A 22,878-nucleotide genomic window follows, 5' to 3' on the forward strand; every position below is an offset into this window, starting at 1 on the left:
TATGAACGATCACGCTGATCAGCAGCTTCCCGCCGTTTCCAGCGGGTCCGCGGGATACCCGCAGGGCATGCTGGCCCGGGCCTTGCTCACCTCGCTCACCCACGGCGACGCCGTCACCCGGCGCCGGGCCGCGGACCGCGTCGACCGCTGGCGCGCCGTGCTCGCCGGGATGGCCGACGGCCGCATCTCCGTCGGCTCCCGCACCCCGGTGGCCGACCTGCCCGCCTGGGTGACCCCCGAGGTCGTGCGGGGCGGGTTCGCCACCTCCGCCGCGAGCGCCGAGGGCCCGCTGCTGCCGTACGAGCAGGAGGCCGCCCGCCTCGCCGGGGTGCCCGCCGAACGCCGCGCGCTCTTCGCCTACTTCCTGACCGAGCCCGGCCTGCGCCGGCTCTACGAGCTGCTGGACGGCGGGCGCTACGAGGTCGCGCTGCCCGAGGAGGCGGCGCTGCTGACGGTGGCGTGGCTGGTGCGGGCCGGCGACACGGCCGGAGCCGTCCGACTCGTCGACGTACTGGAGCCGTTCGCCGGACGGCTGCGCTTCACCCCCCGGCCCGCCGCCCTGCCCGCGCCGTCCGCGGCGGCCGTGCACCGGCGCACGGTCGGCGAAGCGGCCGCGTCCCTGGCCCACCGCCGCCCCAACGCCGCGATCGAGACGCAGCGCGAGGCACTCGCCGTCTGGCAGCCGTTCGGCGACGAACTCCTCGCGCACTGGCTGGAGACCGCCGTGGACGGCCGGGTGGGCGACACCGCCCCCGACCGCGCCTGGCACGCGCGCGGCGGTGTCCTGCTGGACCGGTACCGGGAGCTCGCCGCCGCCCATCCGCACTGCTCCAAGCACCGCAGCCCGAAGGAGAACCTGGGCATCCTGCGCGGCGCCCTGGAGGAGGCCGTCGCCGGGCGGGCGCTGGACCCGCGCCGGCTCGGGCTGCTGCGGCACGCGGTGGAGTCGATGGTGCGCCGGCGCGGCCTGCCGGGCTCCGTCCGGCACACGGACCTGCGCGGCCGGCAGGCGGCGCAGGCGCGCCGGCCCTCCCACCACGCGCTGGCCCAGCTGGTGCTGCGCCGGCTGTCCGGGCTGGAGCAGACGACGGGCACGGCCGATGTCGCGCCGCTGGTCGCGGACGTGACGGCGGACGAGGCACGGCGGACCGGACTGCCCGCGGGGGCACCGGTCCCGGCCGCGGTCCGGCAGGTCGTGGCGGGCGCGCTCAGCGCCCCGATCGGCACGCTCGTCGAACGCGGGGTGGTGCCGTCGGCCGAGGTCCTGGCCGAGCTGGTGCCGCAGCTGGTCGCCGCGGCGGGCGCCGACGCCTACCGGGACGCGGCGCTGCGCACGCTGGCCGCCGCGAACTACCGTGCCTTCCGCAACCGCCGCTCGCTGCTGCTGCTCCGACTCGCGGGCCAGGTACGGATCGAGGAGCTGCCGTGGGTGCGGGCGGTGTCCGGGTACCGCGCCGACGAGGAGGGCCGGGGCCCGGCGCTCACCGCGCTGCGCGAGCTCGGCGAACTCGCCGTCCAGGCGTTTCCGGGCACCCTGCTGCCCAATCCGCTGGTGCGGGAACTCGGCGTGCTGGCGCGGCAGGCCGAGACCGGAGCGCCGTTCGTCGATGAGCTGGCGGCGGACATCTTCGAGGGCGCGTTCACCTCGAAGTTCCTCTCGGCGGCGCTGGTCGCCGCGGACCTGCTCGACGGCACGCTGTACGAGCGGTACTACGGCATCGACTACCCGGCGCTGCGCGCACTGGCGGCCGCCGAGGCGGGCGAGGGCAGCGGGCGGGACGGTTCCCCGGCGCGCCCGCCCCGTACGGCCACCTCGCCCGGTTTCGCGCAGCTGTGCGCGCGGCGGGCCGCCGAGGCCGCCGCGGACCACGATGCGGGAGCAAGCGCGGGCGGACACCCGCAGGGGTCCGGCGGGTGGTCGGTGGCGGGCAACGGCATGGTCGTCGAGCAGGCCCAGATCCTCACCACGCACAACCTGGCCACCCTGGTCGGCCGGGTCGGCATCCGGCCGGAGCCGGGCTGGGACGACCTCGCGCTGCGCTGCTTCGCCACGGTGTGCCGGCTGACGGTCCGGGTGCACGCGAACCCGCGGCCGCTGTCCACGATCAAGGACGCGGCGTACGCGTGGCGGCAGATGGTCTTCCACCTCTCGCTGTGCGATCCCGCGGCGCAGGCCCGGGTGATCGACGCCCTGCCGGCGGAGGCGGCCCGCCATCCCGGCCATGTCAGGGCCCGGCTCGCGCCGGCCCTGGCCGGGCTGCGGCAGGCCGCGGCCGGCGGTACGGCGGACGCGGGCGACGGCCGGCGCTTCCTCGGCTGGACCACCCGGCCGCACTGGCTCCGCCCGGATCCGCGGGCCTGACGCCGGCCCGTCGCTCCGCGGGCGGCGGGCGAAGCCGGGCCGGGCCTGCCCGCCGCGGGGGACTTCAGTGGCGGATGGCGTAGTGGGTCAGGCGGGAGCGGGCGCCTTCCTCGGTCAGGCCGAGGGCGGTGCCGACCCGGGCCCACGGGACCTCGTCCGCCTCGACCGCGTAGGCGGCCTGCCGGGCGACGCGCTTGGCGTGGCGCTCCATGGCCGCCACCGCCTTCAGCGCGGCCAGCGGCGCGTCGACGGCGAGGCTGTCCAGCTGCCGTTTGACGCTGTCGAGCAGCTCCTGGAAGCCGGCCGGCAACGGGACGGACCGGGCCTCGACTTCGTCGAGGTGGCGTTCCCACTCGGTCTCGGGCCCGGAGGTGTCGTAGTCCTCCGGGTCGTCGTCGGCGATCAGGGTCCAGTCCAGCGGGTAACGGGCCGAGCCGCGCCACCCGCACGCGCAGGCCGCCCGCAGGTCAGTGGCCAGCGGCGCGCCGTGGGTTCCGTCGTACACCCACCAGTCGCTGGTCTTGTGGAAGTTCGTTCCGCTCCCCTGGTCGAAGTACCGCGGCCCGGGCTCGCTCCCGTCGGCCAGCACGGCCGCCGCCCTGCCGTCGTGCGACGACCCGAATTCCTCGCTCCGCCACATCCCGCCTCCTCGGTCACCCGGCCCGCACGGACACGACGGCCGGCCGCGGGCACCTGCCCGCCATCCGACCATGCCCGAGCGGCGGGGCCGGCGAACCGCGATCGCACAAACCGGTCAACTCCGCAGCGACGGCGACACGTTCCGGTCGGCGCTCGGGGCGTGCAGCGTGCGGGCGGCCTCAAATCGCCCCACAGCTATGCCCAAAAGGTGACTGTCCGCGCCATTCACGCCCCCAGATAGTGAGGGCACGACGCGGTGGCGCAGATCGGCACAGCGCATCGGCACAGCGTCCGGCCCGACGACCGTCGGCAGTGGCCCCCCGCACGACCACAAGGAGAACCCCCGTGATCCGCACCCGCATTGCCGCCCTCGCCACCATGGCCGTCACGGCCCTCGCGATCGCCACCACGCCGGCCGGCGCCGCGCCCGGCGACACGCAGAACGTGTGCGCCAGCACGCTGACGCCGACCGGCTGGGTGGACGTCTCGTGGTGGAACACCGCGAGCTGCGGCCCCACGTTCTCGCCCAACGCCAAGCAGATGAAGAACCTCATCGGATACCCGGTCGGCACCCAGGTGAACGCCTGCGCCTCCACCTACCCGCCGGCCGGCTGGACGATCGTCAGCAGCTACTACAACAGCAGCTGCCGCTACTCCGCCGTGCCGAGCCTGAACCCCAACACGTGGACGATCAAGCGCACTTCCTGACGCCCGCCGGGCCGGCGCGCGACGCGCCGCCGGCCCTCGCGGCTCCGGCTTACCGGCTACCGCTACCGCTACCGCTACCGCTACCGCTACCGGCTACCGGCTACCGGCTACCGGCTACCGGCTACCGGCCGTAGGAGACCATCCGGGCCTCCTCCTTCTTGTCGCTCCCGGAGAGCATGCTCGGGGTGACCACGATGCGGCCGTCGTGATAGACGACCCGGCCCGCGAACATCGACAACTCCGCCGCCCGGCCCGCCGAGGCGTGCACCAGCAGGCGCTCGGCCGCGGACCCACCTGGCTTGATCCGTACCGTCGCCCCCGGCTCGCCGCCGCTGGGCGGCGTGTACGCGATCACGGCGGCGCCGTCCGTCCGCAGCGGCACCAGGTTGCGCCGCGGGCCCCCCTTCGCTCCCCAGGCGAACTTCCCGGTCGCGAGGTTGAAGGCCGCCAGCTTGTTCTCACTGCCGATGTAGAGGAACCTGCCGTCGGTGACCGAGCCCTGACAGTTCTGGACGCCCTCGCCGGCGTCGCCCCGGTCGTTGCACGGCTGGAGTTTGTACGTGCGGATGTCGGGCGACGGGCGCGGCTTGCCGTCGTTGCGGAGCGCCACGTAGGTCCAGTCGTCGTGCTCCGAGCGGTTCTGCACGAGCAGCACGACCGGGTCCGCGGCCAGCACCTTGTAGATCGCCCAGTCCTGCTTCCTGTGGGCGTAACGCCACTTCATCCGGCCTGACTCGGGGTCGAGTTCCCTGACCTGGTTGTAGGGGTGGGAACCGCCCAGCGCACACGTGTCCACGACCAGGAGCCTGCGTCCTCCGGCCACGTCGGTGGGATAGCAGCCGCCCATGCGTTCGGCCGGGATCGTGAACAACTCCTTGCCGTCGCCGACGCGGTACGCCACGGCGGAGAGGTTCCGGGCGACCGCGACCGTGTCGCCCGTGATGGCCAGGTGCACGATCGTGGTGTCGTCCATGCTGCCCTTGCGCACCAGTTGCCTGTGCCAGCCCTTGGCTCCGGTCCGCAGGTCGACCATCAGCAGGTTGTTGCACTTGCTGCCGTACGACTCGCCCTCGCCGCTCTGGTAGGCGATGACGACTTTGCCGTCCGGGGTCGGGTTGACCGGCGTGTCGCACACCGGGTGCGGCAGCGGCAGGGTCCACGCCTTCGTGCCGCCGGCCAGCCGGTAGGCGGTCACCTCCTTGTACCCGGCCTGCACGACGGTGTCGCCCACGATCCAGAGGTCGTTGAGGAGGGTGGGCTTGGCCGGCAGGTCCATGTCGTTCACGAACATCCAGCCGGCCGCCTCGCCCGGCTTGCGGCCGGCACCGAGATCGACCGGCTCTCCGCTGCCGCGCCCGGCTCCCGAACCGCCCTTGCCGTCGGGGGAACCCTGCGGCGACGGGCCGGACTGCGCGGGGCCGGGGGTGCGGCTCGGGCGCTGGGCGACCGGTTTGGCCGGTTTGGCCGGTTTGCCGGAGTATCCCGCGTCCCACACCGCGTACCCGCCCGCGGCCACCAGTAACAGCGCGAGCGCGGCCGCCCCGGTCACCGCCACCGGCCGCCGCCACCACGGCCGGCGCGGCGGTGGCGGCGGTGGCGGGCCGGGCCGGACGGCCGGCGCCGGCCCCGGAAACCCCGGCGGCTGCGCGGGCGGGCCGGGCTGCGCGGGCGGGGCGGACGGGGCGGCCTGGGCGTACGGGTTCCAGGGCACCGAGCCCGGCGCGCGCGGTGCGTCGTACCAGGGCTGCGCGGGCCGGGACGGCTGCGAGGGCGGTGGCGGCCGGTGCGGGTCGGGCGGTTGCGTCATCGGAGTCCCCCTGAGTGCTCTTGCTCGCCTCTTGGACGTCGAAGCGTCCGCAAGAGTGTTCCAGGCGGGGCGGGCGCCGGAGGGCCAGTCCGCAGAGCCGTCCGATAGCCGACGCACTTGATCCACATCCGCAACCCGCCGCGCCTCGGCATCCCGCCCGGACCGGCTTCACAGAACGGCTGAAAGTGCACACTTCCGATTGCCGGCTTCCGCCCGCCCGGGCCGAGCCCGACTGCCAGCATGCAGGCATGACCACACGAACCGCTGCCGCCGCCCTCGCCCTCGCCGCGGCGCTCGCCTGCATCACGGGATGCTCTTCCGGTACGTCTTCCGAGGACCCGAAGCCATCCGTCAGCGCCCCGCCGAACGGCGCGACCACGGGTGGTACGGGCGGCACGAACGGCGGCCAGGGCACCGGCGGCCAGAGCTCCGGCGGCAGCCTGCCCGACATGGCCTCGGGGAGCGACCGGGCCAACTACCTGGCCGCACTCAGGGTCATCGACCCGTCACTCGCCGCCGACGAGGAGAAGGCGCTGGACCGGGGCAGGAACCAGTGCGCGTCACTGTCGGGCGACGACCCCGACGGCGCGGCGCAGCAGCGGTTCGGCACCGGCTCCCACGAGGTCACACGGGCCGAGGCGATCGCGATCAACGGCGCCGTGCGCACCTTCATCTGCCCCCGGGCCTGAGGCGCGAGCCGGTCCCTGCGTCGCCGGTCACATGCCCTCGATCACGGACAGCACGTTGCCCGCCGGGTCCTTGAACCAGGCGATGGCCATCTCCGGACCGTCCCCGGTGTCACGGACGATGCCCTTCTCGTCGTGCTCGAAGCCCTCATAGCGCTCCAGGGACACTCCGCTCGCCACGAGGGCGTCGACGGATTCCCCGATGTCGCCCACGGGGAAGTTCAGGACGGTGAAGCTCGCGGGCTCGTGGTTGTCCTTGGGGTAGATCAGGACCTGCCCGCCCCCGTCGAGGTGCAGGAACAGCATGCCGTTCTCCTCGGAAACCTTCAGTCCGAGGGTTTTCCCGTAGAACTCCTTCGCGCGTTCGACACTGTCGACCGAGAACCCGCTGAACGCCTTGCTACCTGCCAACATGACGGTCTTCCTTCCCTGACCCCCGATGTCCGGCCGACCGCGCGCGGCGGCCCACACCTTCCATCCTCCCTCCGTCCCCGGCGGCTCGCCCCGGCAGCGGATCCTCAGCCCCGCGCGCTTACCGGACGTCGTACGGGAGTCGCAGCAGGCGTCCGCGCCATGTGCCGGGCGACCGCGAGCCAGTCCCCCCGCTCCTGTGCGCCCTCCCCGTCACCGCCGGCTTCCCGGTCGCGGCGGCGGTGGTGGCGGCCGGGTACGGGGTGAACGCGTCGACGAGGGCCGCTCGTTCGCGCACCGTCCCGCCGCGGACCGCCGCGAAGGGGCGGCCGGGCGGTCACCAGCCGAAGCGGCGGTCGACCTCCCGCTCGAACTCCTCGAAGGTCAGCACGTCGTCGCCGTCCGCGTTGGCGGCGTCGAAGAGCGCGGAGGAGGAGTCGCCGTCACCCAGGCCCCAGAACGGCAGGTCCCCCTGTGCGGCCAGGGTCGGGCCCTTGCTGCGCAGGGCGCTGATCACCTCGACGCGGGTGAGGGCGCCGTCGTGGTTGAGGTCGAGCGCGTCGAACAGCTTGCGGGCCTTCTCACTCATCACATGGTCCTTTCGGGTGGCGGCCTCCGGGAGCCGCCGACGGCTGCGAGGGCTCCGCAGGGAACGGGCCGTCGGCGCGGGCCATCACGGCGCCGCGGAGTCGGCGCACCGCGCCGCGCCCGACGCAGGGGCCAGCCTACGGGGCGCCCCCACCGCACCCCCAGGCCCCTCCCACCCCCCACACCCCACCCTCGCCGGCGCTGCGTGCGGCACGTCCACCCTCGCCGGTGCTGCGTGCGGCATTCCCCAGCCTCGCCGGCGTTTGAGGCGCGGGGTTTGGGGCGGAGCCCCAACGCACAACCCGGCTCCGCCGGGCACCGGGCTCCGCCCGGACCCGCGCCTCAAACGCCGGCGAGGCTGGGAGTTGCCGCCGAGGCTCGGAGATGCCCCTCGGGCACCGCCGAGGCCGGCTTTGCCCCGGGCATCAGCGAAGCCAAAGGGGCGCCACGGTCAGCCGGCAAGGCTGGGAGCGCGGGGTCAGCCGGCGGGGCCTGGGGCGCGGGGTCAGGCGGCGGGGCTGGGCTCGGTGGACGGGCGGGCGCGGTCGAGGATTGCCTCGGTGTCCACGCCCACCGGCAGCGTGCCGTACGCCCCGCCATGCTCACCCCCGAGCCGCGAAGCGCAGAACGCGTCGGCGACCGCCGCAGGCGCATGCCGCTGGAGCAGCGATCCCTGGAGCACCAGGGCCATCGTCTCGGTGATCTGCCGCGCCCGGTACTCCGCCTCGGCGGGGTCGGCGAGCTGCTTGTGCAGCCCGGCCACGGCCGCGTCCAGGTGCCGGTCGGCGCCCGCCGCCGACGCGGCCTCCGCGAAGAACGCCTCGACGGTCTCCGGCTGCCTGGCCATGGCGCGCAGCGCGTCGAGCGCGGCGACGTTGCCGGAGCCCTCCCAGATCGAGGACAGCGGGGCCTCCCGGTACAGCCGGGGCATGCCGGAGTCCTCGATGTAGCCGTTGCCGCCCAGGCATTCGAGCGCTTCGGCGGCGTGCCCGGGGGCGCGCTTGCACACCCAGTACTTCGTCACCGCCAGTCCGATCCGGCGCAGCAGCGCCTCGCCCTGGTCGCCGCGGACGACCCGGTCCGTGGCTCCGGCCAGGCGCAGCGCGACGGCCGTGGCGGCCTCGGATTCGAGTACGAGGTCGGCCAGCACGTTGCGCATCAGCGGCTGGTCGACGAGGGCCTTGCCGAAGGCGTGCCGGTGGGTGGCGTGGTGGACGGCGCGGACGGCGCCGAGGCGCAGGCCGGAGGCCCCGCCGAGCACGCAGTCGAGACGGGTCATGTTGACCATCTCGATGATGGTGGCGACGCCGCGCCCCTCCTCCCCCACCAGGAGGCCGTAGGCCTCGTCGTACTCGATCTCGGCGGAGGCGTTGGAGCGGTTGCCGAGCTTGTCCTTGAGGCGCTGGAGGTGCAGGCGGTTGCGGCTGCCGTCGGGCAGGACGCGCGGCAGCAGGAAGCAGGACAGTCCGCCGGGTGCCTGGGCCAGGGTGAGGAAGACGTCCGACATGGGTGCGGAGGTGAACCACTTGTGGCCGGTCAGCCGGTAGCTGCCGTCCGCGGCCGGGATCGCCGTGGTGGTGTTGGCGCGTACGTCGGAGCCGCCCTGCTTCTCGGTCATCGACATGCCGGCGATCAGGCCCTGCTTGGTGTCGGGCCGGCGCAGGCCGAAGTCGTAGGTGCGGGAGGCGAGGAGCGGCTCCAGCCGGGCGGCGAGCTCCGGGGTGGCGCGCAGCGCCGGGACGGCCGCGTACGTCATGGAGACCGGGCAGGAGTGGCCGGCCTCGACCTGACCCCAGACCAGGAACTTCGCGGCGCGCGCGACGTGCGCGCCGGGGCGGTCGTCCGCCCAGGGCGCGGCGTGCAGACCGTGGGACACGGCCGTGCGCATGAGTTCGTGCCAGTACGGGTGGAACTCGACCTCGTCGATGCGGTGGCCGTACCGGTCGTGGGTGCGCAGCACCGGCGGGTTCTCGTTGACCACGCGGCCCCAGTCGGCGGCCTGTTCGGAGCCCGCGAGGGTGCCGAGTTCGTGGAGCTCGGGCAGCGCCCAGCCGGCGCCCTCGCGGGAGACGGCCTCCAGCAGGGCGGGGTCGGCGGCGACGTCGTAACCGTGGTGCGGGGGCACCTGGTTGGTGACCTCATGCGTCTGCGGCATCGTGTCCTCCAAGGGCACGCAGGGTGAAGGTGATCAGGCCGGGGATGACTTCGGCGGGGGCCGCGTCGCCGTCGGCGAGCGGTCCGACGAGCGCCTCGGCGATCGCGCCGACGAGTGCGGCGGCGGTCAGGTCGGGGGACTGCGGGGGCAGTTCGCCGGCGGCGACGCCCGCCGCGATCTGCCGGGCGTACACGTCGCGGAACGCCCGCCGGAAGACGAGGCGTTCGGTGTCGACGGCGGGGTCCGCGGGTTCGGCGAGCAGCGCGAAGGCGCGTCGGGGCGCCTGGAGCGCGCGGCCGGCGAAGATCTCCACGGCGGCGGCGACCCGCTGGGCGGCGGTGCCGGGGCGCTCCGCGGAGGCGGCCACCGCTTCGAGTTCCCGGGCCACCAGGGTGCGGAAGAGGGCGGCGGCCAGCTCGGACTTGCCGGAGAACGTCTGGTAGACGCTGCCGGTGGAGATGCCCGCTTCGGCGGCGATCGCGGCGACCGAGCAGCCGGCGTACCCCTCGCGGGAGAGCAGGCGCACGGCGGCTTCCAGTACGTGGTCGCGGCGGGCGTCGAGGCGGGCCTGCACGGCCGGGGGGCGTCGGTAGGGCATGGGAAGGATTGAAGCACTGATTCACTGCTTCAATCCAGACCCGGGTGGCGGCGGACTCCATGCCGGCGGCCGGTGATTGTGGCTGCGGCCGCCATGGGCAGCGGTCGGCCGCGGCCCTAGCCTCCCGGCAACTTCCCGTGTCGGTGACACGTGACCGCCCGACCGCCGAGCCCCCTCTCAGCCCCCGCGGAGGAACCATGAGACCGTCGACCACCGGCCCGTTGCGCCGACTGGCAGCCGCCCTGCTGCTGGTCTGCTCGGCCGTGCTGCTGCCCGCGACCGGCGCCGCGGCAGCGGCTCAGGCACCGCCCGCGCCGGTGCCGGGCACCCTGCGGCCGTACGACATCAGTGGCGTGTACAGCGCCGGGATCTCCTCCGGCGGGTACATGGCCACCCAGCTGCACGTCGCGTACTCGGGCGTGTTCGGCGGCTCGGCCGCCTTCGCCTCCGGCCCGTACGACTGCGCGCAGAACAGCCTGGGGACCGCGCTCAACGCCTGCATGGACACCGTCCAGGACCTCCGGCTCGACCGGCTGGAGCAGCAGACCCGGCAGTGGTCGGCGCAGGGCCTGGTCGACCCGGTGGCCAACCTCGCCGGCGATCCCGTGTACGTCTTCAGCGGATCCGGCGACGCGACGGTGCGGCGCCCGGTCGCGGACGCGCTGGCCGGCTTCTACACCCGCTTCGGCGCGCGCGTGCGCTACGACAACACCACGGCCGCGGGGCACGCCTGGATCAGCCCGCTCGGCCCGAACGCCTGCACCGTCACGCAGAGCCCCTACATCAACAACTGCGGCATCGACGCCGAACGCGACCTGCTGGGCCACCTGTTGGGTCCGGTCAGCGCCCCGAGCGGCACCCCCGGCGGCTCGCTGATCTCCTTCGACCAGAACCCGTACGTCCCCGGCGGTTCGGCGGCGGCCGTGTCCATGGGCGACAAGGGCTTCCTGTACGTGCCGTCGGGCTGCGCGTCCGGGGGCGGCGGCGCCTGCCGGCTCGTCGTGGCCCTGCACGGCTGCAAGCAGGGGTACGCGTACCAGGGGTTCGGCACCCGCTTCGTCGACCAGGCGTACCTCGACGAGTACGCCGACACCAACCGGCTGATCGTGCTCTACCCGCAGGCCGCACCGACGGCGACGCTGGACAACCCCAACGGCTGCTGGAACTGGTGGGGTTACCTCGGCGACTCGGCCTACGCCCGGCACGGCGGCCGGCAGATCGAGTCGGTCATGGCGATGGTACGGGCGCTGGGCGGCGGCGCTCCGCCGCCCGGGACGGGCCGGCTGGTCCTGCCGAGCCGCGACGCGGAGGACGGCTACGTCAAGGCCGCGGCGGACGGCTCCGGGGCGGCCGTCGGCACCTTGGAGGACGCGTACGGGCTGGCCGTCGGCCGCGGCAGCGACGGCGGGTTCAACCGGACCGTGCTGTCCTTCGACACGTCCGGGGTACCGGCGGGCAAGGAGATCACCCGCGCCTACGTGACGGTCGCCCGGAGCAGCGGGTACGGGGACCCGTGGTCCTCGCCCGCCGGCAACCGGCTGCTCGTGGACGCCCGGACGGGCTGCTTCGGCGGCTGCGCGCCGGAACCGGGCGACTGGGCGGCGGCGGCCACGGCGGCGGGCACCGCAGAGATCCCGGCGTTCTTCTCGGGCACGGCCGCGTCGGGCGACCTGTCGGCGGCGGGCCTCGCGGCGCTCAACCGGTCAGGCGTCACCCAGTTCCGCCTGCGCTTCGCCGCCGCCCAGACCGCGACTGCCTACGTCTTCACCAACCGCGACACCCCACCCACCCTGACCCTCGAATACCGCAACCCCCCGACGGCCGACTGACCCCGCGCACCCTCCAGCCCCTCCGGCCCAGCCCCGCCGACGCCCTCGCGGGCAATCCCAGCCCCTCCGGCCCAGCCCCGCCGACGCCCTCGCGGGCAATCCCAGCCCCTCCGGCCCAGCCCCGCCGACGCCCTCGCGGGCAATCCCAGCCCCTCCGGCGTTTGAGGAGCGGGTCCGGGCGGAGCCCGGTGCCCGGCGCCAGCCGGGTTGCTCGTTGGGGCTCCGCCCCAAACCCCGCGCCTCAAACGCCGGCGAGGCTGGAAGTTGCGCCCCAGGGCACCGGCAAGGCTGGAAGTTGCCCCCGGGCACCGGCAAGGCTGGAGGTTGCGCCCACGGCATCGGCGGGGCTGGGGATTGCACCCCGGGACACCGGCAAGGCCCGGGAGTTGCACCCCAGGACACCGGCAAGGCCCGGGAGTTGCACCCCACGGCACCGGAGGGGCTCGGGGCGCGCGCCCGGGTGGCGGTGGGATGGGGGGCGGTTTGTCGGGGGGTTACGCTGACGGGGGCCGAGTGGCCGTCCGCGGAACTCGCGTGAGGAGCGCCCGTGCCCGAACAGCTCACCGGGAGCCGCCCGACCCTGGAGGCCGTCGCGGCACGCGCAGGCGTGTCCCGGGCCACCGCCTCCCGCGTGGTCAACGGCGGCGAGGGCGTCCGCGCCCCCCTCGTGGACAAGGTCCGCGACGCCATCCGCGAACTCGGCTACGTCCCCAACCACGCCGCCCGCACCCTCGTCACGCGACGCACCGACGCCATCGCGGTGATCATCGCCGAGCCTGAGACGCGGATCTTCTCCGATCCGTTCTTCTCCCGCCAGATACGCGGCATCAGCAAGGAACTCACCGCGCACGACACCCAGTTGGTGCTGCTGCTGGTGGAGGACCGGGGAGACTACGAACGGATCGAGCGCTACCTGGCCGGCGGCCATGTCGACGGCGCCCTCGCCTTCTCCCTGCACACCGACGACCCGCTGCCCGCGATCACCCGCCGCATCGGCCTGCCCACCGTCTACGGCGGCCGGCCCGGCTGGACAACCGACGCCGGCAGCGGCGAAGGCGCGGGCAACAGCACAGGCACCGGCACCGGCACCGGGCCGCACGACGTCGTCGCGTACGTCGACGCCGACAACCGGGGCGGCGCCCGGGAGGCCGTGCGGCACCTGCTGGAGCGGGGGCGGCAGCGGATCGCGCACATCGCCGGCCCGCTCGACCAGACTTCGGCGGTCGACCGGCTCGCCGGCTACCGTGACGAACTGCCGGACCATGAGCCCGAGTTGGTCGCAGAGGGCGATTTCACCGCGGCGGGCGGGGCCCGCGCGATGGCGGAGCTGCTGGACCGGCGCCCCCGACTCGACGCGGTGTTCGCCGCGAACGACCTGATGGCGACGGGTGCGCTGCGGGTGCTCCGGGAGCGCGGCCGGACCGTCCCCGACGACGTGGCGGTGGTGGGTTTCGACGACGCCCAGGCCGTGGCGGAGGCCGCCGATCCGCCGCTGACGACCGTGCGCCAGGACGTCGAGGGCATGGGCCGCCTGATGGCCCGCCTGCTCCTGCGGACCCTCCGCCCGACCGACGCCCCGACCGACGCCCCGGCCCCGCCCCCCACCCCGGTGATCACGCCCACCGTCCTGGTCCGGCGCGCCTCCGCCTGACGAGGCGCGCCGGGTGAGCCGTCAGGAGGCGGGGGCGTCCTTGGACTCGACGCGGTGCCAGGCGGCCGCGAACAGCTCGGGGAGGGTGGCGACCGGCAGCGGCATCCCGGTGACCTCGGTGCCGTCGGCGGTCAGCCGGGCGCCGTGCAGCTCGGCCTTCCAGCACTCCATCGGCGGCAGCGGCTTGGCCGCCCGCGCCCAGGGCCCCGGCAGGAAGACACCGCGGCCGGCCCGTGGCCGCTTGTCCTCGACGACCAGGCCGCGCTCCAGCAGCGCCGCGACCGCGGCCCGGTGGCGGGCGGGCGGCCAGCCGTTCCAGCGGCGGACGTTGCGGTCCGAGGGGGTCGCGAGGGCCAGCAGCTGCAGGTAGAGCGTCGCCGGGTCCTCGGCGAGGCCGAGCCGCTCCGCCGCCTCGCGGACCAGCTCCGGCACGCAGGCGCGCGGGTCGGACTCGTACCGCCCGGGCGGCAGTGCGTCGGCCTCGATCCGGGCCGTCATGCGCGCGCACGCCGGGCCGTCGAGCCAGTCGCCGCGGGCGTCGGCCCGGGACCGGTACGGGCCGTGGGCGAGCGCGCCGGACAGCAGCCGGGCCGGTGAATCCCGCCGCCGCACCGTCGCCCGCAGCACCCGTAGGGCCTCGGGGACGCCTGCGCGCACCGGGTCGCCCGCGGGCAGGTCCGCGTACGCCCACGGGACGGCGGTGACGAGGGTGTCGAGGAGCCGCTCGGCGTCGTGTTCGGTCTTCACGTCCCAGACGGTGAAGAGCCGGGTGTCACGCGTGGGGCGGGGCCACAGGTTCAGGTCGGCGCAGCCGGGCAGCGGGGCCGAGGCCGGCTGGAGGAACAGGCTGCACACGTCGGCCGCCGGGTACGGGGCCTCCAGGGCCAGGGCCGCCTCGTGGGTCGCGCGGGGCGCCGGTACGCGTCCACCGCGCTGGGCGTGCCAGGCGTCGGCGGTGCGGGCCGCGACGCGGCGCAGCCCGCCGGGTTCCCACAGGTCGGCCGGGTCGTCGGGGAGCACGTCCGCGAGCAGGGCGAGCCGGTCCTGGCCCTGCAGCGGGCCGAGTTCCCGGCGGGCGTCCTCGACCTCGGCCGTCTTGAGTCCGAGGGCCGCCCGCTCGTCGGGGTCGAGGTAGGGGATGACGTAGCTGCCGGTGCCGGGGTTTCCGGACAGGGTGAGGGCGGCTGCTCCGCGGCTCATGCCGGTGGCACCGGCGAGGTCCTCGACGGCGGCCGGGTCCCAGGGCAGCGGCCCGCGCTCGCGGACCAGCGCCACCAGCCGCCTCAGCTGGTGCGGGGTGCCCCAGACGCCCGGGGCGACGCGCGCCGCCTCGTGTCCCGGCCGCGGCACGGCCTCCTCGCCCGGCCGCGGCGGGGGCTCCTCGCCCGTCCATGCCTGCAGGTAGCGGCGGGTGCCGTCGATCGGCCAGTACGTGGCCACGGTCGTGCCGCGCGCGTCCCGTACGCCCCAGGGCAGTTCGGGCTGCGCGACGACGCCGGTGCGGAACCGGTAGGCGGGGTCCGCGAAGGGGCTTTCCGCCCACATCTCCAGCAGGTTGAGCAGTACGTCGCGGCGGGGCGGGCGGGTCGAGGGGGCGGCGGCGCGCAGGGCGAGCAGGCCGGTCCTTCCGATGAACCCCGTCCAGGAGCCCTCGCCGGCCGGCCGCGGCCCGTCCTCGCCGGCGGCCGGCTCCCATGTGCCCGCGAGGTAGCGGCCGGTGCGCTCGATGCCGCGCAGCGCGTCGTGGTACCAGACCCCTTGGCCGCCGATCAGGCCCTGCAGCGCCGCGGTGACCGCGAAGCCCCGGTCGCCCCATCCCTGCGTGTTCCACTCGGCCGCGATCCACTCGCCCGTGCCGTCGTTCTCGATCATGCGTTCATCCTGGCGTACGCCACTGACAGGCGACGCCGGGGCCGGGGGCCGGGGCCTGACGGACGGTCGGGGGGCGCGTCCGCGTACGCACGCGCCTCCCCGTGCAGGCGCCTTCCCGCGCACGCGCCTCCCCCGCGCGCTTGCCGGGCGCGCGTACTCAGGCGGGGGCGGCGCCGGGGGCGGTGGTGCGGCACTCCGGGTGTCCCCAGCGGGTGCCGAGCTTGGCGATCAGCTCGCCGACCGCGTACGGCTTCCCGCAGGGGCAGGTGCCGCGGAACTTCGCCTTGATCGTCCGCGATCCGGAAGCGGAACCGGAGCCCGACCCGGAAGCGGAACCCGAGCCCGAGGCCGCGCCGGCCGCGGGGCCCTTGCGCGCGGGGGCGCCGGACTTCCGCGGCGCCGGGGCGCTGCGGCCGGGGTCGGGCACCGGGATGCCGGCGGTGCCGTGCGCGGTGCCGGCGGCCTGCTGGCTGACGGCCGCGTCGCTGGCTGCCTGGTCGGCGATGGCGTTGAGGTGGTCGCCGTCCTCGCGGTGGGCCGGTACGTACCGGAACTCGACGTCGCGGTCGGCCAGCAGCTCGTCGATGCGCTCGACGAGCTCCCGGTTGGCGACCGGCTTGCCGGCCGCCGTCTTCCAGCCGTTGCGCTTCCAGTTCGGCAGCCACTGGGTGACCGCCTTCATGGCGTACTGGGAGTCCATCCGCACTTCGAGGGCGGTCCCGGCCGCCACCGACTCCAACAGGCGCTGGAGTGCGGTGAGTTCGCCGATGTTGTTGGTGGCGTGGCCCAGCGGGCCGGCCTCCCAGCGCTCGGGGCGGCCCTCGGCGTCCGCGATGACCCACGCCCATCCGGCGGGACCGGGGTTCCCCTTGGCCGCCCCGTCGCAGGCGGCAATGATGCGATCAGACATCCCCCGATCATGCCCTACCCGTGCGGCCCCGGCGCCGGGACAAGACCCGCGGCGGCCAGGCCCTCCAGGACCGCCTCGCCGAGGGCGTGCACGGCGGACTGCGGGCGCACCATCACGGTGAACTCCTTGATCCGGCCGTCGTCGTCGAAGTGCAGCAGGTCGATGCCGTGGATCTGCCTGCCGTTGACCGCCGCGCGGAAGAGCAGCACCTCCGAGGGCGCCTCTTTGCCGTCGGCGCTGGTCTCGGCGGCGCCGTCGTAGTGCCCGACGTAGCGGAAGTCCTCGAAGATCCGCAACAGGACTCCGAAGAGGCCCAGCACCATCGGCTTGCCTTCGAAGGGCGTGAACTTCACCGGGCTGTAGAGGCGGATGTCGTCGGTGAACAGGTCGTCCAGCGCGGTGAGGTCGCGGTTCTCGACGGCGGCCCGGAAGCGGTCCGCGGCGGTCGCTGTGGTCATGGCGTCTCCCCCTGCACAGTCATGAATGTGACTAGTCCTATTTTTGAGTATGCTGGGCGGCGCGCCCGGGGACAAGGGCGCACCCAAGACCGGGACCACCCGGACCGGAGGGAGACGCGATGGCCCTGCGCCATGCGGTGCTGGCGGCGCTGCTCGACGAGGAGCTCAGCGGCTACCAGCTCGCCAAGGCCTTCAGCGTGGGTGTCGCGAACTTCTGGCACGCGCTGCCCCAGCAGCTGTACACGGAACTGGGCCGGCTGGAGCAGGACGGCCTGATCGCGGGCCGCGAGGTGGTGCAGGACACCCGGCCCAACAAGCGCGTGTTCACCGTCACCGAGGCCGGCCTCGCCGAGCTGGACCGGTTCGCCGCCGCCACCTCCAAACCCTCCTTCCTGCGCGACGACCTGGCCGTCAAGGTCCAGGCCGCCGACCACATCGACACCGACACGCTGATCGCGCAGCTCGCCGAGCGCGCCGGCATCGCGCAGGCCAAGGCCGACCTGTTCGAGCACCTGCTGCGGACGATGCGGGGTGCGGCCTCCGAAGAGGAGTTCCTGCGCCACGGCGCGCGCATCGGCCCCTATCTGACCTGCCTGCGCGGTCTCGCCTTCGAGCGGGGCAACCGCGACTGGTGCACCCGTACGATCGCCGTCCTCAAGGAGCGAGAGCCCGCCCGTGACCAGCTCTGAACCGCGCCTCCAGCGCTACGTGGCCCTCGGCGACAGCCAGACCGAGGGGCTCGGCGACGGCGACGACGCCACCGGCCTGCGGGGCTGGGCGGACCGCCTCGCCGAAGACCTCGCCGGACACCATCCGGGCCTGACGTACGCGAACCTGGCGGTGCGCGGGCGGCTGGCCGGCCAGGTCCGCGCCGAACAGCTCGCCCCGGCCCTCGCCCTGCGCCCCGACCTGGCGACGGTGGTCGCGGGGATGAACGACCTGATGCGGCCGCGGTTCGACGCCGACGAGGTGGCCGGTCACCTGGAGGCGATGTTCGCGGCACTGACGGACCGGGGCGTCCGGGTGGCGACGGTCACCTTCCCCGACCCCGGGTACATCACCGCCCTCGCCCGCCCGCTCGGCTCCCGGGTCACCGCCCTCAACGAGCGGATCCGCGCGGCGGCCGGCCGCCACCGGGTCGTGGTCGCCGACACGCACGGGTACCCGGTGGTCACGGACCCGCGACTGTGGAGCCCGGACCGGCTGCACGACGGCCCGATCGGGCACCAGCGCATCGCCGAGGCCGTCGCCCAGGCCCTCGGCCTGCCCGGCAGCGGCGACGCCTGGACCCGGCCGCTGCCGCCGCCCGCGACCCCGTTCCCGACCGGGGTGCGCGCCGCGGCCGGCGAGCTGCGGTGGGCCGGCGCGTTCCTCGGCCCGTGGCTGGGCCGGCGCCTCCTGGGCCGCTCCTCGGGCACCGGCCGCACGGCCAAGCGCCCCGCCCTGCTCCCCGTACTCCCCGCGGTCCGGACGCTCCCGGCGCCGACAGCTTCAGACTGATGTCCGACTGAACATTTTTTCGTTTTCAGTGCAACCATTCCCTGGCCCCACGAGTCATGACGTGCGGGTGCGCGGGGGCGTACCCGCACGTACCAAGGGGATGGGAAGCCTCCAATGACTCACCGAATATCCCGGCGCGCCCGCATGCTGTCCGCAGGCCTGGCGGTCGGGGTGCTCGTACCGCTCGCCGCGGCAGCCTCTCCCGCGGCCGCCGCCACGCCGACGGTCGCCTGTACGTCCGCCAAGGCCGGGCTCGCCACGAAGCTCAAGCAGGACATCACGGCGGCGATGCGGGGTCGCAAGGGCGCCATCGCGATCGGCCTGTACGACCGCACCACGAAGACCACCTGCACCTTCCGCTCGACGTCGGCGTACGACTCGGCGAGCGTCGTCAAGGTGACCGTGCTCGCCGCCCTGCTGTGGGACGCGAAGAAGACGAACCGCTACCTCACGCAGCGCGAGGTCGACCTCGCCACCGCGATGATCACGAAGTCGGACAACAACGCGACGACCTCGCTGTGGCGCCAGCTCGGCATGACCAAGATCAAGGGCTTCCTCGCCGCGGCCGGCATGACGCACACCGTGCCCGGCGCCAACGGCTACTGGGGACTCACCCAGATCACCGTGCAGGACGAGCAGCGGCTGCTCTCGCTCCTCACCGCGAAGAACACGGTGCTGAGCGACAACTCTCGCGCCTACACCCTGAAGCTCATGAACCAGGTCGTCGCCTCGCAGCGCTGGGGCACCCCGGCGGGCGCGCCGTCCACCGTCAAGATCCACGTCAAGAACGGCTGGCTGCCGCGCGCCACGCACGGCTGGCGCGTCCACAGCGTCGGCGCGTTCCAGGGCGGCGGCAAGGACTACTACATGTCCGTGCTGACGCAGGACAACAGCTCCATGGAGTACGGCGTGGCCACCATCCAGGCCGTCGCGAAGGTCATCCACAAGGATCTGGTGCCGACCGCCGTGGCCCCGCAGCGGTTCGCGCCGACCAACGCCCCGGCCGAGGTCATCCCGCCGGCGCCCGCGCAGTGAGCCACTGAGCCGCTGAGCCGCTGAGCCACTCAGCCACTCAGCCGCGGACGGATCGACGCGCTGACGCCGCCGGCCCGTGTCCCCGCCCTCCGGGCGGTGGGGCACGGGCCGGCGGCGTGTCAGCGCCGGCCCGGCCACTGGGCACCCGGCACCCGGACCGCGGGCCTCGGCCGCTACCGCCCCGCGGCCCCGTCGTAGGGGAAGGGGAAGCCGAATTCGGTGTCGAAGCGGTAGTGGCGCCGGTGGTCGAGCATGTCGGCCGGCTTCACGTCGTTCCACGGGCGCATGAAGCCGTGGAGTTCGACGATGTTGGGCGTCTCCGCCGTCGGCACGTAGCCCGAGCGCGGGTGGCGGCGCTGCCACTGCGCCCACAGCTTGTCGACGAAGGCGTGGTGCAGCCAGAACGCGGGGTCGTTGGGCGACACGCCGGTGGCCATCTGGCCGCCGACCCACAGGTGCACCCGGTTGTGGATGTTGGCGCCGCGCCAGCCCTCGAGGTGGTTGCGGAATCCGCTGGTACAGGTGCTGTTGTACGGCTCCGCGTCGTACTCGGCCAGCGCCAGCACCGCTTCGACGTCGTCCCGGGACGGGAGCTCCGGGGCACGCTCGGACTTGCCGAGCGCCCGCCGCAGGTAGGTGTTCTCGTCGATCCGCACGGTGAGGTCCCAGTTCCCCGCGCTCTGCGCGAAGGGGCCGTCCATGACCTGGCCGTCCAGGTCGCGCCCGGTGCCGCCGAGGAAGTCGGGGGCCCACAGCGAGGAGGCGGCCGTACGGTCCCGGGTCCAGTCCCAGTACGGGAGGGTCACCCGGCGGTCGACCGACTGGAGCGCCCGCTCGAACTCGATCAGGAAGTACCGGTGCCACGGGAGGAACGACGGCGAGCGGTGCGCCACCCGGTCGGTGGTGTCGGTGTCGCTGCGCTGGAACGTGTTGTGCATCGTGACGAAGGTGTCGTAGACGCCGGTCCGCTTGAGGGTGAGCAGGGCGTTCACGAACCGGCGCTTCTCGGCCCGGGAGAGTCTCGCCTGGTTCTTCCGTACGTTCACCGCGCGCCTCCCGCCGGGACGACCAGCAACTGCGCGCCCTTGAGGTCGATGACCGCGGCGCGGGCCGCTTCCAGGGGGCTGGCGAAGGTCTCGTAGTGGTTGACGAGGCTGACCCAGCTGCCGTCCGCGTTCTCCATGACGTGCAGGTCCCGGCCGTCTATGCGGACCGTCCAGCCGCCGGACCCGTGACCGGAGTGGTCGGACGGACGGGAGTCGCCCGATGCGCGGCCCGTGTCGTGGCCGTCGCGGGAGGCCGGTGCGGCGGCGGGCGGCTCGCCCTGGATCCGGCGACCCCGGAACACCTCGTCGAAGCCCTCGCCGGCACCCCGGGCGGCGGTGTCGCCGGGAGCCTGCCCGACGGTTCCGACGGCGGGCGCCGCGGCCGGGTCGGCGACGGCCAGGGCGCGGGTCACCCCGACGAGAGACGCGGTGGCGAGGGCGCCCGCCCCGGCCATCAGGGCGCGGCGGCGCGTGAGTTGAGGTGGCATGGCAGTCCTTCATCGGTCGGATGATCCGATCCGAAGGACTACCAGCGGGCCGGGGACGGACAAAGGACCTGGCTAAGCCGTTGCCGGTATCCGGACGCGCACGGTTCGAGTTGCGCGCCGCGGCTCGTCGGCGATCTTCCCGGCAGCGTCGGGTGAATGGCGTGATGAAGCGATGATTCCGCACCAACACGCCGTACGAATACGTAGATTCTTCACGAGCCGTACGAGGTCGCCGCGGCGGGCGGAGCGCCAGGCTGACGCGAAACCGGCCGGTACGCGCGCGTGCGGCATCATGGCTGCATCCGGTGGAGGGGAGAGAACAGCGTGTCGCAGGGCGTTCCGCGCAACAGCCTGGTGATCGGCGAGCGTTACCGCCTGGAGAGGCAGCTGGGCCGGGGCGGCATGGGCACGGTCTGGCAGGCCACCGACGAACTCCTCGCCCGGAAGGTCGCCGTCAAGGAGCTCCACGTCGACGACGGCACGAAGGCCACCGGCGCCCTGCGGGAGGCGCGGGTCGTCGCGCAGCTGCGGCATCCGCACGTGGTCGTGGTCCACGACGTGGTCGATCACGAGGGCCATCCGTACATCGTCATGGAGCTGGTCGAGGGCGGTTCGCTGGCGGACCGGCTCGCCGGCGGCGGGCCGCTGCCGCCCGGCGAGGCCGCCCGGCTCGGAGTGGCGCTGCTCGGCGCGCTGGGCGCGGCGCACGCGGGCGGGGTGCTGCACCGCGATGTGAAGCCCGCCAACGTGCTGATGGAGGCGGGTACCGGCCGGGTGGTGCTGACCGACTTCGGGATCGCCCGGCTGGCCGGGGCCACGACCATCAGCGAGAGCGGGGCGTTCGTCGGCTCGCCCGAGTACACGGCGCCGGAGCGGATGCGGGGCGGCGAGGCGGGCCCCGCGTCCGACCTGTGGTCGCTCGGCGCGCTGCTGTGCGCGGCGGTGACCGGCGAGTCCCCGTTCCACCGCGATTCGATCGGCGGCGTGCTGCACGCGGTCGTGTTCGACGAGATCCGGCCGCCGGCCCGGCTGGGCCCGCTGCTTCCCGTCGTACGGGGTCTGCTGGAGCGCGATCCGGCGCGCCGGCTGGGGGCGGCGGAGGCCGCGCGGCTGCTGGCGGCCTGCGTCCCGGCCGGCGGCACGGCCGGCGCCCCGACCGGCACCGCGCCGCTGACCGTACGGTCCACCGGGGCGGATCCGGCGGCGGTGGCGGGGGCGGGTGTCGCGGCGGAGGGTGGGGCGGTGGTCGTCTGCTCCCCGGCGGACCGGGTGCCGGCGCCGCTCGTCGCAACGGCCACGACGACGGCGACGGCGCGGAGGGGCGGGCGCGGGCTGCGGACCGGGCTGCTCGCGGTGCTCGTCGCGGGCGCCGCCGCCGGGGCCGTCGTGACCGGGGCGGCCCTGCTGGACAGGACGGCACCGGGCGCCTCGGAGGGGACCACGGCCGGCGCGCTCGGCACGCCGCGCTCCGGCGCGGGATCGGCGAAGCCGTCGGGCGCCCCGGGCACCGCGGGGGCGGCCGGAACCACGGGATCCACCGGTTCCACGGGCGTCGCCGTGCCGCGCTCCCCCGCCGGTTCCGCCCGTACCGTGCCGCCGGGATACCGGTTCACACCCGATCCGGCGGGCTTCGCGGTGGCCGTGCCCGACGGTTTCCTGCGCTCGACCGACGGCCAGCGGGTCTTCTACGTCTCCGCCGACCAGGCCCTGCGGATCGGGATCCGGGTGCGGATGCCGGTGCCCGGCGGGCCGCTCTCGGTCATGCGGCAGTCCGACAGGAGCGGCCCCGGCACCAACCCCGGCTACCGGGACGCCGAGGTGGTGGCGACCACGCACAACGCGCTGCCGGCCGCCGTGTGGGAGTTCACCTGGGACGGTTTCAGCCGGGCCGAGGGCGCCCGCCACACCATCGACGTCTGTTGGGAGGAGGACGGGCGGCTCTACGACGTGTGGGTGTCCGCCCCCGTCGGCCGCCTCCCGGAGGCAAGGAGCCACTTCGACGCGGTACTGGACTCCTTCGTGGCCACGAGGGCCGACTGAAACAAGGCCACTTAGGTGAAATTGGCCCTGGTTGCAGGTTCCAGATGTGCCGGAGTGTGGGGGACATCAGCCATTGGATCTCTGGAAAGGCTCCC

General features: G+C 74.5%; 20 protein-coding genes. 9 read left to right on the plus strand and 11 right to left on the minus strand.

From position 1 onward, the window contains the following. Window position 1: 1 nt before the first annotated feature. A complete protein-coding gene (locus OG764_RS04960; RefSeq protein WP_328967147.1) occupies window positions 2-2,362 on the plus strand; it encodes a hypothetical protein in 2,361 nt (786 codons plus the stop codon). Window positions 2,363-2,426: 64 nt separating this feature from the next. On the opposite strand, the gene OG764_RS04965 is transcribed toward OG764_RS04960, so the two are convergent. Then, window positions 2,427-3,002, minus strand: coding sequence for a hypothetical protein (locus OG764_RS04965; RefSeq protein WP_328967148.1), 576 nt, complete (start codon window positions 3,000-3,002; stop codon window positions 2,427-2,429). 344 nt (window positions 3,003-3,346) lie between these two features. Between OG764_RS04965 and OG764_RS04970 the strand changes: the two genes are divergently transcribed. After that, window positions 3,347-3,709 carry a hypothetical protein gene (locus OG764_RS04970; RefSeq protein WP_328967149.1) on the plus strand — a complete coding sequence of 121 codons (363 nt, stop codon included), beginning with the start codon at window positions 3,347-3,349 and terminating at the stop codon, window positions 3,707-3,709. Window positions 3,710-3,830: 121 nt separating this feature from the next. On the opposite strand, the gene OG764_RS04975 is transcribed toward OG764_RS04970, so the two are convergent. Beyond that, entirely contained in the window at window positions 3,831-5,516 is a 1,686-nt protein-coding gene (locus OG764_RS04975) for an outer membrane protein assembly factor BamB family protein (RefSeq protein WP_328967150.1), read from the minus strand. Between the two features lie 248 nt (window positions 5,517-5,764). Here OG764_RS04975 and OG764_RS04980 point away from each other — a divergent pair, with 248 nt between their 5' ends. Continuing rightward, a complete protein-coding gene (locus OG764_RS04980) occupies window positions 5,765-6,205 on the plus strand; it encodes a hypothetical protein (protein WP_328967151.1) in 441 nt (146 codons plus the stop codon). 27 nt (window positions 6,206-6,232) lie between these two features. Here the strand turns inward: OG764_RS04980 and OG764_RS04985 are convergent, their stop codons facing one another. From OG764_RS04985 to OG764_RS05000, 4 genes are all read right to left on the minus strand, one after another. Beyond that, complete coding sequence (locus OG764_RS04985) at window positions 6,233-6,616, minus strand: VOC family protein (protein WP_328967152.1); 384 nt, start codon at window positions 6,614-6,616, stop codon at window positions 6,233-6,235. 334 nt (window positions 6,617-6,950) lie between these two features. Next, window positions 6,951-7,202 (minus strand): EF-hand domain-containing protein, encoded by a 252-nt coding sequence (locus OG764_RS04990; protein ID WP_328967153.1) that lies wholly within the window; start codon window positions 7,200-7,202, stop codon window positions 6,951-6,953. A 504-nt stretch (window positions 7,203-7,706) separates the two neighbouring features. Continuing rightward, window positions 7,707-9,356: an acyl-CoA dehydrogenase family protein gene (locus OG764_RS04995; RefSeq protein WP_328967154.1), complete on the minus strand. Its 1,650-nt coding sequence runs from the start codon at window positions 9,354-9,356 to the stop codon at window positions 7,707-7,709. After that, the gene (locus OG764_RS05000; protein WP_328967155.1) at window positions 9,340-9,954 is read right to left on the minus strand and encodes a TetR/AcrR family transcriptional regulator; all 615 of its coding nucleotides are present in this window, start codon (window positions 9,952-9,954) and stop codon (window positions 9,340-9,342) included. The genes OG764_RS04995 and OG764_RS05000 overlap by 17 nt, the downstream gene beginning before the upstream one ends. A 197-nt stretch (window positions 9,955-10,151) precedes the next feature. On the opposite strand from OG764_RS05000, the gene OG764_RS05005 reads away from it, so the two are divergent. Continuing rightward, the gene (locus OG764_RS05005; RefSeq protein ID WP_328967156.1) at window positions 10,152-11,783 is read left to right on the plus strand and encodes an extracellular catalytic domain type 2 short-chain-length polyhydroxyalkanoate depolymerase; all 1,632 of its coding nucleotides are present in this window, start codon (window positions 10,152-10,154) and stop codon (window positions 11,781-11,783) included. A gap of 547 nt (window positions 11,784-12,330) precedes the next feature. Further along, the gene (locus OG764_RS05010) at window positions 12,331-13,434 is read left to right on the plus strand and encodes a LacI family DNA-binding transcriptional regulator (protein WP_328967157.1); all 1,104 of its coding nucleotides are present in this window, start codon (window positions 12,331-12,333) and stop codon (window positions 13,432-13,434) included. A 21-nt stretch (window positions 13,435-13,455) separates the two neighbouring features. Here OG764_RS05010 and OG764_RS05015 read toward each other — a convergent pair whose 3' ends face one another. The 3 genes from OG764_RS05015 to OG764_RS05025 form a co-directional block, all read right to left on the minus strand. After that, window positions 13,456-15,306: a hypothetical protein gene (locus OG764_RS05015; protein ID WP_328967158.1), complete on the minus strand. Its 1,851-nt coding sequence runs from the start codon at window positions 15,304-15,306 to the stop codon at window positions 13,456-13,458. A gap of 157 nt (window positions 15,307-15,463) precedes the next feature. Next, window positions 15,464-16,216, minus strand: a complete 753-nt coding sequence (locus OG764_RS05020; RefSeq protein WP_328967159.1) for a ribonuclease H family protein — start codon at window positions 16,214-16,216, stop codon at window positions 15,464-15,466. A 14-nt stretch (window positions 16,217-16,230) separates the two neighbouring features. Continuing rightward, window positions 16,231-16,674: a nuclear transport factor 2 family protein gene (locus OG764_RS05025; RefSeq protein ID WP_328967160.1), complete on the minus strand. Its 444-nt coding sequence runs from the start codon at window positions 16,672-16,674 to the stop codon at window positions 16,231-16,233. 119 nt (window positions 16,675-16,793) lie between these two features. On the opposite strand from OG764_RS05025, the gene OG764_RS05030 reads away from it, so the two are divergent. The 3 genes from OG764_RS05030 (at window position 16,794) to OG764_RS05040 (ending at window position 19,209) form a co-directional block, all read left to right on the plus strand. Then, the gene (locus OG764_RS05030; RefSeq protein WP_328967161.1) at window positions 16,794-17,363 is read left to right on the plus strand and encodes a PadR family transcriptional regulator; all 570 of its coding nucleotides are present in this window, start codon (window positions 16,794-16,796) and stop codon (window positions 17,361-17,363) included. Beyond that, a complete protein-coding gene (locus OG764_RS05035) occupies window positions 17,350-18,174 on the plus strand; it encodes an SGNH/GDSL hydrolase family protein (protein WP_328967162.1) in 825 nt (274 codons plus the stop codon). The genes OG764_RS05030 and OG764_RS05035 overlap by 14 nt, the downstream gene beginning before the upstream one ends. 114 nt (window positions 18,175-18,288) lie before the next feature. Further along, complete coding sequence (locus tag OG764_RS05040; RefSeq protein ID WP_443055849.1) at window positions 18,289-19,209, plus strand: serine hydrolase; 921 nt, start codon at window positions 18,289-18,291, stop codon at window positions 19,207-19,209. A gap of 173 nt (window positions 19,210-19,382) precedes the next feature. On the opposite strand, the gene melC2 is transcribed toward OG764_RS05040, so the two are convergent. Both melC2 and melC1 read right to left on the minus strand, forming a co-directional pair. Beyond that, window positions 19,383-20,255 carry a tyrosinase MelC2 gene (melC2, locus tag OG764_RS05045; protein ID WP_328967163.1) on the minus strand — a complete coding sequence of 291 codons (873 nt, stop codon included), beginning with the start codon at window positions 20,253-20,255 and terminating at the stop codon, window positions 19,383-19,385. Next, complete coding sequence (melC1, locus tag OG764_RS05050; protein WP_328967164.1) at window positions 20,252-20,743, minus strand: apotyrosinase chaperone MelC1; 492 nt, start codon at window positions 20,741-20,743, stop codon at window positions 20,252-20,254. Before melC1 ends, melC2 begins: the two co-directional genes overlap by 4 nt. Window positions 20,744-21,067: 324 nt before the next feature. On the opposite strand from melC1, the gene OG764_RS05055 reads away from it, so the two are divergent. After that, window positions 21,068-22,783 carry a serine/threonine-protein kinase gene (locus tag OG764_RS05055; protein ID WP_328967165.1) on the plus strand — a complete coding sequence of 572 codons (1,716 nt, stop codon included), beginning with the start codon at window positions 21,068-21,070 and terminating at the stop codon, window positions 22,781-22,783. Window positions 22,784-22,878: the final 95 nt, after the last annotated feature.

It is taken from the genome of Streptomyces sp. NBC_00239, from assembly GCF_036194065.1.
In the GTDB taxonomy this organism is placed as follows: Bacteria; Actinomycetota; Actinomycetes; order Streptomycetales; family Streptomycetaceae; genus Streptomyces.